At 37.2% G+C, this 17,674-nt stretch carries 21 protein-coding genes; 7 read left to right on the forward strand and 14 right to left on the reverse strand.

Features of this window, described 5'->3' with window-relative positions; all coding sequences use genetic code 11:
• Positions 1 to 17: 17 nt before the first annotated feature.
• The 5 genes from HCH28_RS14870 to HCH28_RS14890 all read right to left on the reverse strand — a co-directional run bounded on the left by HCH28_RS14870 (position 18) and on the right by HCH28_RS14890 (position 4,265).
• Positions 18 to 1,025, reverse strand: coding sequence for a FecCD family ABC transporter permease (locus HCH28_RS14870; RefSeq protein ID WP_221681611.1), 1,008 nt, complete (start codon positions 1,023 to 1,025; stop codon positions 18 to 20).
• A gap of 155 nt (positions 1,026 to 1,180) precedes the next feature.
• On the reverse strand, positions 1,181 to 2,164 hold the full coding sequence (locus HCH28_RS14875) for an ABC transporter substrate-binding protein (protein ID WP_221681616.1): 984 nt from the start codon (positions 2,162 to 2,164) through the stop codon (positions 1,181 to 1,183).
• Positions 2,165 to 2,369: 205 nt separating this feature from the next.
• Complete coding sequence (locus tag HCH28_RS14880; protein ID WP_221681617.1) at positions 2,370 to 3,200, reverse strand: helix-turn-helix domain-containing protein; 831 nt, start codon at positions 3,198 to 3,200, stop codon at positions 2,370 to 2,372.
• Between the two features lie 10 nt (positions 3,201 to 3,210).
• Entirely contained in the window at positions 3,211 to 3,675 is a 465-nt protein-coding gene (locus tag HCH28_RS14885; protein ID WP_221681618.1) for a DinB family protein, read from the reverse strand.
• A 20-nt stretch (positions 3,676 to 3,695) separates the two neighbouring features.
• Positions 3,696 to 4,265 (reverse strand): nucleotidyltransferase family protein, encoded by a 570-nt coding sequence (locus HCH28_RS14890; RefSeq protein WP_221681626.1) that lies wholly within the window; start codon positions 4,263 to 4,265, stop codon positions 3,696 to 3,698.
• Between the two features lie 112 nt (positions 4,266 to 4,377).
• On the opposite strand from HCH28_RS14890, the gene HCH28_RS14895 reads away from it, so the two are divergent.
• The gene (locus HCH28_RS14895; protein ID WP_221681627.1) at positions 4,378 to 5,172 is read left to right on the forward strand and encodes a sulfite exporter TauE/SafE family protein; all 795 of its coding nucleotides are present in this window, start codon (positions 4,378 to 4,380) and stop codon (positions 5,170 to 5,172) included.
• Here the strand turns inward: HCH28_RS14895 and HCH28_RS14900 are convergent.
• The 3 genes from HCH28_RS14900 to HCH28_RS14910 are packed head-to-tail and all read right to left on the reverse strand — an operon-like array spanning position 5,169 to position 7,437.
• A complete protein-coding gene (locus tag HCH28_RS14900) occupies positions 5,169 to 5,534 on the reverse strand; it encodes a YybH family protein (RefSeq protein WP_016993074.1) in 366 nt (121 codons plus the stop codon). The genes HCH28_RS14895 and HCH28_RS14900 overlap by 4 nt on opposite strands.
• 54 nt (positions 5,535 to 5,588) lie before the next feature.
• Positions 5,589 to 6,482 (reverse strand): DMT family transporter, encoded by an 894-nt coding sequence (locus HCH28_RS14905; protein WP_255601455.1) that lies wholly within the window; start codon positions 6,480 to 6,482, stop codon positions 5,589 to 5,591.
• A 4-nt stretch (positions 6,483 to 6,486) separates the two neighbouring features.
• Entirely contained in the window at positions 6,487 to 7,437 is a 951-nt protein-coding gene (locus HCH28_RS14910) for a proline dehydrogenase family protein (protein ID WP_221681629.1), read from the reverse strand.
• 113 nt (positions 7,438 to 7,550) lie between these two features.
• Here HCH28_RS14910 and pdxR point away from each other — a divergent pair, with 113 nt between their 5' ends.
• Together pdxR and HCH28_RS14920 are read left to right on the forward strand one after the other, a co-directional pair.
• Positions 7,551 to 8,942 carry a MocR-like pyridoxine biosynthesis transcription factor PdxR gene (gene pdxR, locus HCH28_RS14915; protein WP_221681631.1) on the forward strand — a complete coding sequence of 464 codons (1,392 nt, stop codon included), beginning with the start codon at positions 7,551 to 7,553 and terminating at the stop codon, positions 8,940 to 8,942.
• Positions 8,943 to 8,946: 4 nt separating this feature from the next.
• Positions 8,947 to 9,438, forward strand: coding sequence for an SRPBCC family protein (locus HCH28_RS14920; protein ID WP_255601457.1), 492 nt, complete (start codon positions 8,947 to 8,949; stop codon positions 9,436 to 9,438).
• Between the two features lie 44 nt (positions 9,439 to 9,482).
• Here HCH28_RS14920 and HCH28_RS14925 read toward each other — a convergent pair whose 3' ends face one another.
• The 3 genes from HCH28_RS14925 to HCH28_RS14935 form a co-directional block, all read right to left on the reverse strand.
• The gene (locus HCH28_RS14925) at positions 9,483 to 10,247 is read right to left on the reverse strand and encodes a hypothetical protein (RefSeq protein ID WP_255601459.1); all 765 of its coding nucleotides are present in this window, start codon (positions 10,245 to 10,247) and stop codon (positions 9,483 to 9,485) included.
• A gap of 70 nt (positions 10,248 to 10,317) precedes the next feature.
• Positions 10,318 to 11,949 (reverse strand): ribosomal protection-like ABC-F family protein, encoded by a 1,632-nt coding sequence (gene abc-f, locus HCH28_RS14930; protein WP_221681637.1) that lies wholly within the window; start codon positions 11,947 to 11,949, stop codon positions 10,318 to 10,320.
• 332 nt (positions 11,950 to 12,281) lie between these two features.
• Positions 12,282 to 12,647 carry a hypothetical protein gene (locus HCH28_RS14935; protein ID WP_221681639.1) on the reverse strand — a complete coding sequence of 122 codons (366 nt, stop codon included), beginning with the start codon at positions 12,645 to 12,647 and terminating at the stop codon, positions 12,282 to 12,284.
• A 132-nt stretch (positions 12,648 to 12,779) separates the two neighbouring features.
• Between HCH28_RS14935 and HCH28_RS14940 the strand changes: the two genes are divergently transcribed.
• From HCH28_RS14940 to HCH28_RS14950, 3 genes are all read left to right on the forward strand, one after another.
• Entirely contained in the window at positions 12,780 to 13,670 is an 891-nt protein-coding gene (locus HCH28_RS14940) for an endo alpha-1,4 polygalactosaminidase (protein WP_221681641.1), read from the forward strand.
• A gap of 71 nt (positions 13,671 to 13,741) precedes the next feature.
• The gene (locus tag HCH28_RS14945) at positions 13,742 to 14,224 is read left to right on the forward strand and encodes a DUF2243 domain-containing protein (protein WP_221681643.1); all 483 of its coding nucleotides are present in this window, start codon (positions 13,742 to 13,744) and stop codon (positions 14,222 to 14,224) included.
• A 13-nt stretch (positions 14,225 to 14,237) separates the two neighbouring features.
• Positions 14,238 to 15,038 (forward strand): cytochrome c oxidase assembly protein, encoded by an 801-nt coding sequence (locus HCH28_RS14950; protein ID WP_221681645.1) that lies wholly within the window; start codon positions 14,238 to 14,240, stop codon positions 15,036 to 15,038.
• A 14-nt stretch (positions 15,039 to 15,052) separates the two neighbouring features.
• Here the strand turns inward: HCH28_RS14950 and HCH28_RS14955 are convergent, their stop codons facing one another.
• Together HCH28_RS14955 and HCH28_RS14960 are read right to left on the reverse strand one after the other, a co-directional pair.
• The gene (locus tag HCH28_RS14955; RefSeq protein WP_221681649.1) at positions 15,053 to 15,562 is read right to left on the reverse strand and encodes a DNA-deoxyinosine glycosylase; all 510 of its coding nucleotides are present in this window, start codon (positions 15,560 to 15,562) and stop codon (positions 15,053 to 15,055) included.
• A gap of 18 nt (positions 15,563 to 15,580) precedes the next feature.
• Positions 15,581 to 16,375 (reverse strand): DUF2268 domain-containing putative Zn-dependent protease, encoded by a 795-nt coding sequence (locus HCH28_RS14960; protein WP_221681653.1) that lies wholly within the window; start codon positions 16,373 to 16,375, stop codon positions 15,581 to 15,583.
• A gap of 105 nt (positions 16,376 to 16,480) precedes the next feature.
• On the opposite strand from HCH28_RS14960, the gene HCH28_RS14965 reads away from it, so the two are divergent.
• Entirely contained in the window at positions 16,481 to 16,741 is a 261-nt protein-coding gene (locus HCH28_RS14965; RefSeq protein ID WP_221681654.1) for a hypothetical protein, read from the forward strand.
• Between the two features lie 65 nt (positions 16,742 to 16,806).
• Here the strand turns inward: HCH28_RS14965 and HCH28_RS14970 are convergent, their stop codons facing one another.
• Positions 16,807 to 17,541, reverse strand: coding sequence for a polysaccharide deacetylase family protein (locus HCH28_RS14970; RefSeq protein WP_221681656.1), 735 nt, complete (start codon positions 17,539 to 17,541; stop codon positions 16,807 to 16,809).
• Positions 17,542 to 17,674 lie beyond the last annotated feature (133 nt).

The following is a 17,674-nucleotide window of genomic DNA, read 5'->3' on the forward strand; positions in this document are numbered from 1 at the left end:
ATACACTTGAGGTTTTTTTACGCACGTTTTTCACCTCCGTGCTTACGAACTAAATATAAGAAGAATGGTACACCGACCAATGCGGTTAAGACACCAATTGGCGTTTCAAATGGATAATTGACAACGCGGCTCAGGACATCACAAAGCGCTAAGAAAAAGGCTCCAATGACGGCTGCACAAGGAATAATATAGCGATAATCAACACCAACAAGGAAGCGTGTAATATGTGGTATGACTAACCCTACAAAGGCGATTTTCCCTACAAGGGCAACGGCTGTCCCTGTCAAACATACGACAGCTAGCATGCTAATAATACGTACTGCTTTTGTTTTCTGTCCTAGCCCCATGGCAATATCTTCACCTAATGAAGTAATGGTAATTGCTTTTGCAGAGAATAAAGCCAAGATCAACCCAGTTAAACCAAATGGAATAGAAAGGATCAGCATATCCATATCTACCATATGTACCTTTGTGTTATACCAAGCACTTACTGTTTGTGATACTTGGAAATACATCGCAATAGCAGTAGCAATACTACTTAAAAATGTGCCAATGACAGTTCCAATTATGGCTAGCTTTACTGGAGATAAGCCATTGCGGATTAACGAGCCAAAACCAAAGACAATACCTGCTCCCAATGCAGAACCAAGCATCGATAATAAAATCATTTGATAGTTTGGTAGCCCTGGAAAAAACACAATGGCTAATGTAATGACAAATGCAGAGCCATCATTGACACCCATTAATGAAGGCGAGGCTAAATAGTTTCGTGTAATCCCCTGCATGACTGCACCGGCAACTGCTAAAAATGCTCCAACTAGTAATACCGCGACAACTCTTGGAATACGGCCTGTCCGTATAATTTGATGATCAACATCCGATGGATCAAATGCTGTCATCGACTGCCATACTGTAATGGCACTAATATCTTTTGTCCCATACATAACAGAAATAAGTGCCACAAGGGCAATAAGGAAAGGAGATATCGCTAATATTGAAAACGACACTATGTTTGTTTTTTTCAACTTTCACACCTTTTTCTTTATCCATTTTGCGGTATACAATATCGATCACTTAAGTGTATACCCTTAACAACTGCCTGCAATGAAAAATGCCACATCTTACAAAAGGCCGGTAATAGCCCGGTGATATCACCAAATCTACTACCAGCCTGTTTATACTATTTAAATAATTTTTCAGTTGCAGCATCTAAGAATTTCACCTTAGACCAAGCAGTACCACCTTGTGCTAATGGCTCAATTGTGTTGACGAAAACTTGATTATTTTGTGCTGCCTTTAAGCTAGTGAAAATTGGATTCTTTTGTAGCTCCTCTAAAGCTTTTGGCGTATCCTTATTCTCTGAATCCTCGAATTGTAGGAAAATCACATCTGGATTTACTTGTGCTAATGTTTCAAGTGATAGTTCCGCTTGCGCCTTAGCTGTTGTAACAACTTCTGGTACAGGTGCTCCTAAATCTTCATATAGAACAGGGTTTAAATAAACGCCTGCTGGATAGATGTACATCACTCCACCACGAACACGGATGATTAATACTTGCTTATCTGCTAATTGCTCCCTGGATTTTACTTGGGCATCAGCAACTTTTGCTTCATAGTCAGAGATGATTTTCTTTGCATCCTCTTCCTTCCCAGCTAATTGTGCAAGCAATGTTAAATTTTCTTTCCAATTTGTTGAAATATGTGAGTATGGAATCATTGTTTGAATTTTGTTGAGCTTTTCAGCCGTTTCTTCAGGGAATTTCGAAGTACCCACAATTACATCAGGATCCAGATTAAGAATGGCTTCTGCATTTGGCTCCATTTTATTTCCTACAAGTGTAGCTCCCTCAAAATCTGTTGCTAGATAGGCAGGAACTTTTCCACCTACTTCTAGGACACCTACTGGCTTAATACCAAGCATCGCCGCATCTTCCATCGATTCAAGACTGGCAGCGACAATGTTTTTTACTTCGGCTGGTAGCTCATATTGCTCACCTAAGTACGTTACGGTCTGTGTTGATTTAGCTTGCTCTGTCTGTGATTCTGTTGCACTTGTCTCTGCTGTATTAGCTGTTGATGTTGATTCCTCTGCTTTATCTGTTCCACATGCAGCCAGTGATAATACTAATAGTGCAGGTGCACACATTTTAAAATATTTATTCATAGATATTCTCTCCTAACGAGCTCATATTGATAATGATAATCGTTTTCATATATAAGTCAATACATAATTGATACTCATTATCATTTACGATACTATCCTAACAAAGTGAAAAAAGATTGTGAATGGACGATTTCGAGAATGACATGGATTTTTGCCGATTTTGCTATTAAAAAAACTGCTTCTTTTTTTGGAAGAAGCAGTTTTTTTACATATAATTGGATTCCTCCATTTTCATCTTTCTATAGGCGGAAGGAGATAAATTTGTGCACTTTTTAAACACTCTACTAAAGTAAAAGCAATCGACATATCCGACACATTCTGCTACTTCAGCTACTGGAATGACATCATATTCTAGCAAGTCTTTTGCACGCCGTATACGATATTCCGTAATATAAGTGCTTGGATTCATACCTGTATGCTGCTCAAATAAATAAGCAAAACGACGACGCTCAATGCCCAATTCCATCGAGATATTTGATACTGAGATTTGCTCTGAATAATTTTCATGTATATACTGTAATGCCTGCTCTATTAATTCGCTGGTACTATCTAAAACCTGCATTTTTGCCGCCACAAGGATATCTTCCAACAAATTCATAAATAATGTCTTAGACTTGAATACAGCCATATTACCAGGAAAGGAATAGCTCTCCACTAATTGCTTAACATGGCTAATAATTTGTGTGTTAAAACCTGTATTAATTAGAAAATGTTGCTCTGCTAGTGGATATAGATTTATTTCTTCTGTTGGTAGGCGATAATGAACAACTGCATACTCCCAACCTTTATGACCAGTCGCTCTCACTTCTATCGGCATCTGGGGGCCTGCATGGACAATCATTCCAGGCTCCATCATATAGGGGGTTCCATTAAAGCTAAAGATCGCACTCCCTGCAAGTGGTACTACTAAACCACACTTATCTGGAGCTGTTGTTCTACCAGCATCTACTTCACCTGGGTCCATTTTTTTAGTAAAAACATCTGTAAATTTTACAGAAGCATGTGCAAAGTAATCAATTAAATATTTGATATCCATATGCTAACTCCTATACATGTATAACATTCTGAATCTGTGGAAAATGATGTAAATCATGATTGATTAATCCTACAAAATAGTCGATTATAGTCATTTCTGACTGCCCAATTTTAAATGACTGTTGCCATTGCTCGTCTGTCCATTGCTGAATATTCTGCAATAATTGACGCCTTGTGGACATAAAATCATTCAATGTTTCCTCCATTGTTTGTTCACGGCTTTTCTTAGCTGCCATCGTATTCAAATGTGCTACATCTGGTCCTTTCGGCAGACGCTCATCTGTAAACAGCAAAGGGATTCGGTGATTTAGCACAAACTTGTCCCATGGAGGAAGATGCCCAATTACCTCTGCAACCGACCATTTCCCAGGTTCAATAGGCATACGCCATTGCGCCTCAGATAACCCTCGCAAATTATCTATCCAATCTAAAGATTTTTTATAGTGTTTAATGACATAGGTTTTATCTTGTTGCAATTGGTCCCCCTCTTTCTTTTTTATTGAAGATGAATTTTCAATTCTGGCCAACTCAAATGCCATTGCTTTTGCTGAATTCTTTGACGATAAATCGCATAGGCATCCTTATTTTCTAGGTAAAACGGTGTTGGCTCTACAATGCCTGCTCCTAAAAGAAGAATACCGTACGGTGCTGCAATGTCTAGAAACCCATCTGATAATTTTACTCCAATTGCCGTTGGGATTTCTGGGAAATGAGAGATTCCATCAACAGCAGACTGATATGGTTTACTACCATTTAGGACATGCATTCGGGCTTGATTTTTCACGGACCAAGGCTCGTTTGGAGATACCTTTCTCAGTTCTTGCTCATACTGCTTCCCTACTTCTTCTGCTAAATTTTCTTTATCAAAATATATCACATCAATATCAGCAATTGGTGTTCTTTCCTCCTTATCGTGAAGGTAATCCCATACCTTTGAGCGAATAATTCCTGCGCATACCCACCAATCTGGTAATTGCAAAGTTTCTACTGTGGATAAAATGCTCATCATCCAGTCATCAGATGCGATTAAGTTCTTCAGCTCTTCCTCCGTTTGAAGCAATCTCATTCAGCCAGCCCCCATTAATATAAATTAAATCTATAAATCATCAAAAATTATATATTAGATTTATACATCAACACCATTTACCCTAAAGCTAATAAAAGAAAGGGAGAAGATTATGAATAAAATGATCCTGCTGTTGTTATTTGTACTACTTAGCTTAATTGGACTTTTCTATGCAAACATTTCTTTAACACTCGTATGTATCGGAATGGTAGCTGCTTTTATCGGTACACTTGCGGGAGGTGGTGGACTCATTACACTTCCTGCCATGATGCTTGTCGGTATCCCGATTCAAACAAGTATTGCCACAAACAAATTTTCGACAGGCATTTCGTCTTTATCCAGTATTTTTTATCTACTCTATCAGAAGGAGCTACATCTCACATCTATCATTAAATATATAGCCCTTGCTATTGTTGGGGGGATTTGCGGCTCACTTTTAGCTGTTTCGCTGTCTGAGCAAACTATGAACTATATGGCCTGTGTACTACTCCTTTTGGCTTTAGTCGTAACTTTAAAAAATAAGGCGTGGACGGAAGTTCCTGATTCGCTAGAACATCAAGCACCTCATTTTTGGCAACCATTTATCATCGCCATGTATGATGGTGGTTTCGGCCCTGGCTCTTCGACATTTAGCATCTTACACTATCTACGTTCACATCATACTTATATAAAGGCTGTACAGCTCACTCGAGTACTCCTCTTCGGGAGCTGTACAGGTGCATTTATTGTGTTTTATCACACTGGCTTTATTCAATGGCACTATGCAATTGCTATGGCACTAGGCTCCATTATAGGCTCCCAATTAGGTCTCCTAGTGCTCCCCTACATTCCATTAAAAATAGCCAAAACACTACTAACAGTGATTATTATATTGTTGCTTGTTCAAGTTACATTGAAAATAATTTAATGACCACTACTCAAATGCTCATGAATTATCTTCCATTGATCGTTAACTAATGTAAAAATATTAGTCGCTCTACCGCTACCTGATACAAACTTTTCGTTATGATAGCCTTCATAGTGATATGTATAGAGACAGGTAGCCGTCTTTTCATCAACGGTTAACCATTTTACATCAGTAGCTGAATAAACCTCTTCTTTAATGACATTCCATGCATGCTTGAAATAAGCCTCAATCTCCTCTGTTGTTGTGCAAGTTTTATCAGAGAACCAATAAATTGCTTGTGGATGCAAAATAGCCTTTACTTGATTAAAATCATGGGTATTTGTTGCTTGGATATATTGTTCCAATGCTTGTTGATGTGTCATCTTCACCCCTCCTTTTTTAACAATATTATCCTATAATTAACTTCTTATAAATCACTAGTTCCTTATCCCTTTCTGCTTTGACAGTAAATAGATGGCAGCTATAATTAAGAAAAAACCACAGACCTGAAGATTAGTTATTTTTTCATCCAATAGAATAGAAGATAAAATCATACTACTAATTGGCAATAAGCTAGTAAGTACACCTGCCCACGATGCTGAAATTACTGCAAGACCCTGTTGCATCAAAAGAAACGCTATGACGGTTACAACAATGCCGAAATATAATACTAATCCCCACTCTGCAGCTGAAATTTCTTTAAATTCAAAATATCTGCTTTCAGCTACAGCAAATGGGAAAAATAATATGACGCCAAATAAGCTAACCATAGATGAGACTGTAAGAGCACTCATACGATAAGAAATTAACTTACCTATGATGATAAATAAAGATTCGCAAAATACTGCCCCTAAAATGAATAGATTCCCTAATAATGAAGTTGAATAATGGTTAGTAGCAGAATAGTTAGCAATGTTCATAAAGATAGCTCCCACTACGGCAAGAAGTATGCTAATCCCCATATTCCTCGTTAATTTCTCCTTCAAAATAAAATAGGATAGGATTGCAGTGCAGACTGGCAGAGTACCAGTAATAATACCAGCTTCCATAGCAGTCGTTTTTGAAAGACCATGGAGCATTAATATATTAAATAAAAACACCCCTAATAACGCTTGTAAAAAAACCGCTACTAATTCTTTTCTGTTTAATGTTGAAAATCCCTCTATCTTTATCCACAAAGGAATTAAAATAATTGCAGCCACAAGAAATCTTAGTTCATTCGCTAAGAAAATTGGAAAGCTTTGAACAACCAACTTGCCCGCAACAACTGAACTACCAACGATACTCATTGCCACAATAACTTTCCCGCTACTCCAGATCCATCTATTCATTCTTCTATACTACGCGTTCAATGGATTCATTAATAATATCGGTTACTGCTAAATAGAGGTTTTCAGGGTGTTCAGCGATTCGGTGGCAAAGATATAAGTACCACTCATTTCCATACGTTAAATATACTCTACAACGATAATCTTTCCTTCTTAATTCATTGAGTAATGTAGGACGTACACCATAAAGCATCTCAACTTCAACATTTGAGTTATCAAGATATTGACGTCGCTCTATCTCTTGAATAAGCATTTCATCATGTGTAGCGATTGATATCGGATGATTTGCATTTACTAACTGTTCAACATACTCAAGATAACGCTTATTCAATTCTTCTGATCTGATCATGGCTATATCTACAGACTCTTGAAAAGCCCCTTTAACAAGTCTTATTTTCCCTGGATATTGCATAAGTTCTTGTAAATCTACCTTTGTACGATAAAGATGAACTTGCAATGTAATTCCAACATTTGTATACTTCGTTGCTATTTTTTTGTAAAGAGTAATAATATCACTAGTCTTTGAGGATTCTTCCATACTTATCATCAAAGTTACTCCATACTGTTGAGCTTTTTGTGTAAGCTCTTCAAGGTGCTTATAAGCAATCTCAGCATTAATAGAAAGACCTATATGAGATAAATCGAAAGATACTGTTTGCTTCAAAGATAAAATCCCCATGTCCTCAATTACTTGTAAAAGCTCAACCTTTGCTTTTTGACAATCCCTTAAATTGATTGTATTTTCCCCAATATATTCAATGGAGATATTATAATTGTCATTAAGATAATTACGTGCCGCAGTGATGGCATCCTCTCTCTTTTCCCCTGTTACATACCTTTTTGCTGCTTTCCATAATAACGGGTAAAGCTCTGTTGATTGCTGCACCGCATATTTCAAGCGCTCGTCTCGTGCCGCGGCTTTTAAGGCTTGAATCACTAATTCTTCTGTTTTCTTCATATTTATTCCCCCTCTTCGGTATTGGTAAGTACTTTATCATGATAAAATTGGTAACTGTAGAACCACTTTAAAGTGATTTTAAAGGTACCACTTTCAAATTGGAGGTATGTAAAATGTTATGGATACCTATTGATCGAGCATTAGATATTCCTTTAAATCGTCAAATCTATCAGCAAATACGGGAAAAAATTTTAAGTGGACACCTTCAGGCAGGAGAAAAATTAGTATCAACACGAGAGCTTTCGGTAGAATTAAAAGTATCAAGAAATGTCATATTAGAAGCTTATGATCAGTTACTAGCCGAAGGATTTTTAATTGCACGAAGAGGAGCCGGTACATTTGTTGCAGAAGGGGCGTTGTTACCACAACAGACCAAACCTTTTATTACAAATAAAGCAGGAGATTCAATAGTAGGGAAAGAAGTTATCAACTTACGCTCAGGTATTCCAGCACTCGACTTGTTTCCTCGTAAAACTTGGGCGAAGATAAGTCATCAACTTTGGCACGATAGTGAATCCTCCATATTGGGATACGGGGTTCCAGAGGGGCGCATAGAATTAAGGCATACTCTTGCCCACTACTTATTAAGAACAAGGGGCGTTGAATGTCATCCAGAGCAAATTATTATTACATCTGGTGCGACACAGGCAATGATGCTTGTGTCGAGATTATTGCTGTCACCTAATGATCTTGCTATTATGGAAGATCCTATAACGAATGATATTCAAACTATCTTTAAAGCTTCAGGTGCTACCATTTATCCGATACCAGTAGATGAATTCGGGATGAAAACAAGCCTATTACCAGATAATATAGATCCTAAACTTGTCTTTCTAACTCCCTCTCATCAATTTCCTTTAGGAAGTACCTTACCTATTCAACGTAGAATTCAATTAATTGAGTATGCTAGAAAGAATCATTGCTTTTTAATTGAAGATGATTATGATAGTGAGTTTCGCTACGAAGGGCCACCTGTTAGTTCTTTACAGGGACTAGATCCAGAGCTTGTTCTCTACATCGGTTCTTTTAGTAAAATTCTCTCTCCCGCATTAAGAATAGGATACATTATCCTTCCAACACAGCTTACTGAAAAATGTCGTCAATTAAAATGGTTTACGGACTTACATACACCTTCCTTAGACCAACTTATCCTTTCTCGCTTTATACAGGAGGGCTATATGGAAAGACATATCACAAAAATGAAGAAGTTCTATAAAAGCCAACGTGATTTTCTGATTCAATGTTTACAATCCACTTTTTCACATAACATAAAGATATTCGGCTATTCTACAGGTATGCACTTAGTTGCAGAATTTGAGAAGATTGATTTTACACAAAACTTATTAGTGAAAATAGAACAATTTGGTGTAAAGGTTTACCCAGTAGAGGATCATACAATTAAAAAGGGAAAATATAATAACAGATTGATTATTGGCTATGGTCATTTACAAAAGCATGAAATTGAACTAGGCATCACTAGACTTTTTCAAGCAATTTATCATTAGGAGGATGTCTGTGCTAGCTACTATTGAAAAACAATCAAATTACCATATTGCTACGTTCAAACGAAAATTACTATATCCAATAGATGCCGTTTGGTCCGCTATGACTAACAATGAAAACCTACAAAAATGGATGAGTAATTTAGAAATCATTGAGCTACGTAAGAACGGGAAAATACATTTTAATATGAATGATGGAACAGGTAATTTTGAGGAAATAACCATCACAGATTATGTTGAGAAAGAAGTATTGGGATTTGGTTGGGGTACAGATACGGTGAGATTTGAATTATTTTCTACTGAAAAGGGTTCTTTATTGGTATTAGTAGAGACACTTCAAAATCTGACAGAGCATACACCGAAGGATTTAGCGGGATGGCATATTTGTTTTGATATGTTAACAGATCTACTAAATGGCCTTGAACATCAATATTTCCCAATGGATGAATGGCAGCAAAAATTCAGCGAATACCAAAAAATGCTGAATAGTATAAAGTAAAATAATACAAAAAATCCTAGAGCATCTTTACTCTAGGATTTCTATTATTGATAAAAAGCTGTAGCAATTGCTAGTGCTTTTAAAGGCTCTTTGATTGAATCGAGTGTGTAAACAAGCTTTTCATCCTGCCAAACAATTAAATTACCTGATTGATAAACATCTAGCTGAGCCATGCCATATTGCCTTGGAATAGGTAGCATGTGGTTTTCTAAATACGCTACTGCCTGCTTAGCAAGTTTGACACCTGCATCAGGATTATCAGTTCGTGTGTGAGTGGCAATTGCCCATCGCCCTTCATTCCAACCAGTCCATAATGAACCAGCACCTGCATCTTGATAACCTTTTATATTGTAACCAAGATCAACCTCTTGCCCGCCATTTTGATTGAAATTATCAAATGCTATCTGTGTGCTTGCACCTTCCACACTTTTATATTTCTTGACCAGCAATCTTCCAATAACAGTCGCTGATTTCTTTAATCGAATATCATTAATGGGCATATTCTCTTTGCTTTCATAAAAAATAACTTCAACCTGGTCGCCCTTTGTCCTTGCTGTAGCTGATAAAAATGCACCCTCTGCAATAGGTAACGTTGTTGGCATTTTTATTGGAACATCAAAATGAATCTGCTCCTTTATTTGTTGAAGAGCTTCAGTTGCTTGAACCGCATCAACTTGATCATTATTTGACTGTGCTACAGATGTACTTGTTTTAATCTCATGTTGTTGTTCATTCTTATTTCGTTCTGCACAAGCACTTAAGCTACAAATGCTTAACAATAAAAAGAGAAATACTACCTTTTTCACCATGTTAACCCCCATTTAAGAAATGCACTCTCTCCATATTTTTCCCTGGAAAAGGTTAACTTAAACGCTTCAGCTATCGAAGTTCATTGATGCGCTTCGTTAGCTCATTAAACTTCTGGTCAAGCATTGCGTAGTCCTTATCTTTATCTGTTAGAAAGCTCAGTTTGCCTAAAATCTCTTGCCTTTCCGTTTCAAGCTTTAAACGGCGAGCCGCTGTATCATCCACTTTATTCGGTGTGACTTCTGTCCACTTTTTCTTGATGTGCTGACCGTGAAGCTCCCAAACACTGTTCGTGACTTTTTCTAGAAAGTATCGATCATGTGAAACGACAAGCAAAGTCCCATTATATTGGGTAAGAGTATGCTCTAACTGCTCACGAGAAGGTAGATCAAGATGATTTGTCGGCTCATCTAAAATAAGAACATTTTTATCTTCTAAAATATAAGCCATCAGCTTACACTTTACGCGTTCTCCCATACTCATTTTGCCTATGGGCGATGTCCAATGTGTCAGTGTAAATCCTAAATTCTTCATCAAGTTGCGCACTTTAGCGCGCTCTTCAAATGTCTCTCGATAAAAATATTGCTCTGGTGTCTGAACAAGTGGTAAATCAAATACTTCCTGTGTCAGATAACCAATGTTTGCAGCTGGTGATAGCCATACTTCACCCTCAGCTTCTAGCTTGCCTAAAAGTACTTTTAAAAAGCTTGTTTTCCCACTTCCATTCTTTCCTGTAATAGCTATCTTATCTCCAAATTGAGCTGTAATATTCACATCGTTAAATAATATGCGTTCCCCAAATTTTAAAGTTAAATGCTTGATTTCCAGTAAGCGCTTGCCAACTCGTTGATTCGTGCCTAAAGAAAAACGAATCTCGGCTTCTGGCTCCACTGCTTCCACTCTTGTCTTCGCAAGTTCAGCTTCTAATCGCTTTTTCTTAGATTTCACCTGCGAATCTAAGCGCTTTGCTTTCACACGGTGGTACTCCTTAAAGCCTTCCAGTTTTGTTGACTGAGTGTGGCCCTTTTGTGACCAAGACGTCAGTTCCGACATTTGAGCCTCAATTCGTTCAATGTTTTTTTGCTGCTTCTCGTAGGAACGTTGCTGGGTTAATCGTCGATGTTCTCTATCTGCCATATAGCTTGTATAATTACCATCATGTTCAATCAGGCTTTTTTCCTCAATAGACCAGATTTTTGTGGCAACCTTATCTAAAAAATAGCGATCATGTGATACAACGATGATTGTCCCCTTATAGTTTTGGACTTGTCTGATGAGGAATTCGGTACTTTGTTCATCTAAATGATTCGTTGGTTCATCAAGTAATAAAATTTGAGCATTCTGGGAAAAACCTTCTGCAAGACGCATTTTCAGCTTTTCACCCCCACTTAACGCTGTAAATGACACATTAGGTACCTGCCACTTAGCCAGCAGATCAGCTTCTCTTGCGGATACTTCTAATTTGTCAAAATGAGCTAGCTCCTGTTCAACAAATGTAATTTTTAAAGCCTGTGCTCTCTGAATTGCTCCCATAGTTGGTGATAATGTACCTTGAATCAATTGTAATAATGTCGATTTCCCAGCACCATTTCGCCCTATAATGCCGATGACTTCGCCTTGTTTTACTGTGCCTGTCACATGCTCAAATAACAATATATCCTTTATTTCATAACGTACATCCTGTAATTTTAAAAGTTCCTTCATACTATCCATCCTCTCCAGTTGGAGGGACAAAAAAATCCCTCCAATTCATTTGGAAGGATTAGTCGCTACAATATCATACACAAATAAGCTCCAAAATTATTATGAAAACAATCTTTGGAGTAGCTAAATATCAGCAGTTGTTTGCGAATATAAAGCAATTATTATGAAAAATGGGCAGACTAATCCTATTTTTGTTGTCCGTGAAATATAAAATTTCCTATACAAAAATTAAGATTAGTTATTCATTAGCCACCCATCTTCCCTTCATTCATCGTTATCGTTCATTGTAACATCATTTTTTTAAAAATAAAACTCTATACCTTGAGATAAGTCTATCTAAAACATTCATAGGAGCGAATTTGATTTCTAGAAATCGTACGGAAATACCAGCCATATCTTCGACTCCATCTAAAGCCAGCAATGATTTCCCTTCCTACAGCTGTTGGGAAAAACCAAAAACTTCTACCACTATTCATCCAAATATACGTATTTCTAAACAAACAGGAACGTATACCACTAGACCCTTCTCGCCAAGCAGGAATTGGTGGTGAAAAACCTGGTGGTGTGCTCATGGGCATTTGTCCTGCTGGAGGGGGGCCGAAATGAGTTGGCCCAAATGACGTTGTTTCAAAATCATTATAATCTCCCCAACCACCAGGTCTTCTAAAATTATCTTCTCTAAATGGATTATTATACACACAAACCCTCCTTTTACATTATTCAATATATGTAAAAGGGCGATTCACCTTTGAGCCATTGCCCATTTACCACAGGTAACCCAATTCCTATTATTGTATAATGGATGGAAAATCCTTAAAAAAGGAGTACTTATGAAAAAATTATTGATACTCTTATTAGCCCCTCTAATCGCAGGTAGTATGTGGATGCTGCTTGCTAAAAATCCAGTATCTTCTTCCACAAGTATCCAAGCAAAGCTTGCTGATGTGAAAGATTACACATACTACTTAGATAAAGGCAACGATGCCATTGGCAAGAGCATGACGAAGTTAGATTTAGTGATTGTAGAACCTATTGAAATGCAGCAAAAGTATATCATCAATGCTCAAAAAAGCGGAACTTTAGTGTACGGCTATATTAATGCGATGGAAGCAGACAAATGGAATACAGCACTCTATCATCAATTGAAGGAAGAAGATTTTTATCGAGACAAACAGGGGGAAAGAATATATTTTGCCAAATGGGATTCTTTTTTAATGGATTTGACTTCTACGCACTATCAAGACATTTTGCTAGCAGAAATACAGCAGCAAATTGTTGAGAAAGGCTTAGATGGTGTGTTTTTAGATACGGTTGGTAATATCAATTCCTATTTACCTGAAGATGAACAAAAGTGGCAAAATGAAGCCATCTTGTCTTTTATCCAACAAATTAAAAAACGTCATCCCGATTTATCTGTTGCTCAAAATTGGGGATTTCAAACACTTGCTGATTATACAGCGCCATATGTTGACTTTATTATGTGGGAGGATTTTTCGTATCCTGTGGTAGGAAAAGATGAATGGTCACTCGATATGATGCAACAGCTTATCCACATACGCAATAAATTTGGTACACAAGTGATGACAATTGGTTTTGAAGAAGAATCAAAAAGCCGTGCTTTAGCTGAGAAGCATCACTTCAAATTCTTTTACAGTCCTGCTGGCTCTTACTATAATAGCTGGCAATCATCCTTACTTCCCTCTGACAAACAACTGTTTTGAGGGATATTTGTTTAAGAGCTCATCTCAGGGGTAGACTAAAAGAAAATTAGCTTGAGGTGATAGGATTGGATATGACGAATATGTATGAAGAACAAAAACATAAGCATGAAAATCGCTTTCAATATAAGCAGCGTAACATGTGGACTGGGATTTTATTTGGGCTTGGGGTGGTGGCATTTATAGATGAGGTGATTTTTCATCAATTATTACACTGGCATCATTTCTATGATAAGTCTACAGCAGCTATTGGGCTAGTTTCAGATGGTTTATTTCATGCATTCAGTTTTTTTGCTACGATTGGATCTGCTTTTTTATTGGCTGACCTACATAGAAAACATGGGTTTTGGCTAAAAAGATGGCTAGGCGGTATTTTTCTTGGAGCAGGCTCATTTCAGCTTTACGATGGAATTATACAACATAAATTCATGAAACTTCACCAAATTCGTTACAATGTTGAAATACTACCCTATGATATCGTTTGGAACATACTGGCGGCGCTATTAATAATTATCGGTATTGTCTTACTGCTCCAAACAAATCAAAAAGGACGATAGGAGGTGGCGCATCTTGCATTCTCACGAAGTTCATGCTCAAAACTTTCCTATTATGGTTCAGCTTCTACTGGCTTTGCCATTTGTTTTAGTTCTTATAGGCTATATCCTCGCTGTTATTATTTCGAATCAACATAAAAAACAATGGCCTCATTTCCGTACTATCTGTTGGATTATTGGAAATGTCTGTGCTCTGATTACATTAATCGGCCCATTGGCTGCTCTTAGTCATATTCATTTTGACGCACATATGATAGGACATTTATTGCTTGGCATGCTGGCACCATTACTTATGGCATTAGCAGCACCCATGACTCTATTGTTAAGAACCTTACCAGTGAACAACGCACGTATACTTTCTCGGATATTAAAAAAACCGTATGTTCTTTTTATTCGCCATCCAATTATTGCATCTATTTTAAATGTAGGCGGTTTATGGTTACTCTATACAACCTCACTCTTCAACATGATGCACGAATATATACTACTGTATGTATTCATTCATCTTCACATTTTTCTAGCGGGTTATTTGTTCACCATCGCCTTTATTTATATTGATCCTACTCCACATCCATACTCTTATGTTTTTCGATCTCTTACATTAGTAGTAGCATTGGCTGCTCATGCCATATTGGCAAAATTTATTTTTGCAAATCCGCCTCATCATGTACCATCCACTGAGGCAGAACTAGGTGCTAAGATCATGTACTACGGTGGGGATGCTATTGAAATCCTTCTTGTGTATATTCTCTTTTATCAATGGTTTAAAAGCACAAGGAATACTATTCACCCCAAAGTAGCTACTTCATCACGTTAATCTCGTCCTGATGTTTAGACTAAATAGAGTTGGATAATCCGCCAGTCCTCTAGCTTTTCAGTGAACGTTTTAATATTTTTCCCTGGTATTGGACTTGTTGATGGCATCTTTTTATAGGCTCGTCCATCTAGAAACTCTAAGCCAATATGCTTTTTAAAAACCTCAAATGCTTTCGCTCCATTAAAAAGCACTAATTGGATATTAGGGTATTGTTCAAAAAGGGTTTGAAAATCATTGGGCTTTTCATTACGTATCGCTGCATCTAAACTTCCTTCGCGTTTACAAGTTGCAATCGTGTCCCAAAGACCGATTGCATTGTTTTTTAATAAGGCTATTCTCTCTGTATAATCATTTGGAATCGGTATCTCTAATAACTCACCCATAATAGGCCAAAAGTGATTGCGTGGATTGCCATAGTATTGCTGTTTCTCTAACGATTGTTTTCCTGGCATGGATCCAACAATGAGCACCCTTGTTGCTGAATCTACAATTGGTAATAATATATTTTTTAATTCATTGGACACAACAATCACTCCTTTTCTCTATTGTAGCGGAAAATTCGAACCAGCAAGTAAATCTTGGCTTGAAATGAACAAGGGATGTTGGCGTGAATGGTTCATTTTATACGACTGGACAATTTTGTAGCCTATACAGTAGCCTATCCAAGGTGGAAGGGGCCCCCCGTATAGAAATGGATGATGTTGTTCGATTCCTTGGAGTTGTAAATTCGGTAAAAAATGATGCTCCCATAAAGCTAAAAGTTCTTTATCTGAGTAGGATTGTAACCAAGGAGCAATCCACCTTTCCCCATATAAATCTTTCACCGCATCTTCTGCTAAGCCTTCTAAAATGAGAGAATCCAATAAAGTCATATCATCTAAAGTTTTTTTTAATATGTGTATACGACAAACATGGTTATATTCATGAGCAAATAATGCTTGAAGCTCCTGCTTTTCTAAATCACCCACAAATAAAAAAAGCGAATGAGGATAAGCGACACCATTTTTATTGGTTATCGTTTGCTGCTGAGTAATTGGGAAAATATAAATTGGTATTGATGGGCCATTCCATTTTCTCTGTAAGTATAGGAACTCCTGCTGTACACTGGCCCACACTTCTTGCCTTTTTAATTTTTCAACATCGACTTCCTCATGAGGTAAAAATAGACCCTGTTGCTGTAATGTATAGTGAATTTCTTCTGGAAGCCCATCTCGAAATAGTTTGACTAATCGATCGCAAAGAATCGAGCATTGTAAGCTTGTTCGCTCATCCCTTCTAGTTGATTTTCTAGCACTTACAAATTCATTTAACCACTTATCCGTTGACACAACTGCCATATTATCACCTCTTCACAGCATATGTCTTGAATAGACAATCGGCTAGTGATAAATGCATCAAATCGCATATATTAGCTTGTAATGACATTGAAAGGAGGGATATGTGTGAATCCAGCTGATACTTATAGTCTTTGCTGTAAATATCATGGTAAACGTGTTCGAATCTCGGATTCATCTGGTAAAGTACATGTTGGAGAAATCACAAGGGTAGATAGAAGACAGGTATGGATTCTACCTGATAGAAGATATAGTGGTTATGGTTTAGGGTTTTGGGGATTGGGAGGGTATGGAGGAGAAGGTTTTGGTTATGGAATTGCTCTAGGAACAATTTTAGGTATTGCACTAGCTCCAATTATTTTCTTCTAATTCAAACCTTTTATTTAAGTGAAAAAGAAGCCATTTCAAACATTGTTGAGATGGCTCATTTTTCATTATTGAACTTGCTCTTGTTGCTGTTTGCTTTCAATCAGCTCGGGTATTGTAACAAATGTGTAACCTTGCTTTTTTAATGCAGGTAGTATTTCTTCTAGTGCTTGAATTGTTTGTTTACGGTTCCCGCCACCATCATGAAATAAAATAACATCTCCAGGCCTTGTTCCCTTCATTACCTTTTGCACAATTTTCCTTACACCAGGCTCTTTCCAATCTTGCGTATCCTGATGCCAGGACCACATTACTACCTTATAGCCGTCCTTAACAGCAGCATTAATCATAGCATCCGTGTAATTTCCACCAACGGGACGGAATAAAACTGGGGAAAAACCAGTAATACTATAAATCGTGTCATTTGTCTGTTGAAGCTCCTCTTGCAATTTTTTGATGGAAACTTTAAATGGATGTGTATACGTATGATTTGCTAATTCATGGCCTTCTGTATAAGAACGTAAAACAAGCTCTGGATATTTTTCTGCATTTTTTCCAATAATAAAAAACGTGGCTTTTGCATCATATTTTGCTAATAAATCTAGCACAGCAGCTGTGTATTTAGGATGTGGACCATCATCAAAGGTGAGTGCAACAATTTTATCCTCTGTTTTGATATCCCAAACAACTTCACCTGTCTCCTCATAATAGGGACGACCTCTATCTGCGTAGCCTTCCTGCACTAAAAATCCCGAGATGATTAAAAAGAAAACCATAAAAATGAATACGTAATTACGTGTCATAGCATCACCTCCCAAGTCCGAAATCACAGAACTCCGTCAACTTACTATTTACGAATTACTCGGAAATATACTTGTGAAGGATTGTCTGTTTTCTCCTTTTAATTATTTCAAAAAAATTTTAAACGTTCTTTAT

This window comes from Lysinibacillus sp. K60, from assembly GCF_019731275.1.
GTDB classification, from domain to species: domain Bacteria; phylum Bacillota; class Bacilli; order Bacillales_A; family Planococcaceae; genus Lysinibacillus; species Lysinibacillus capsici.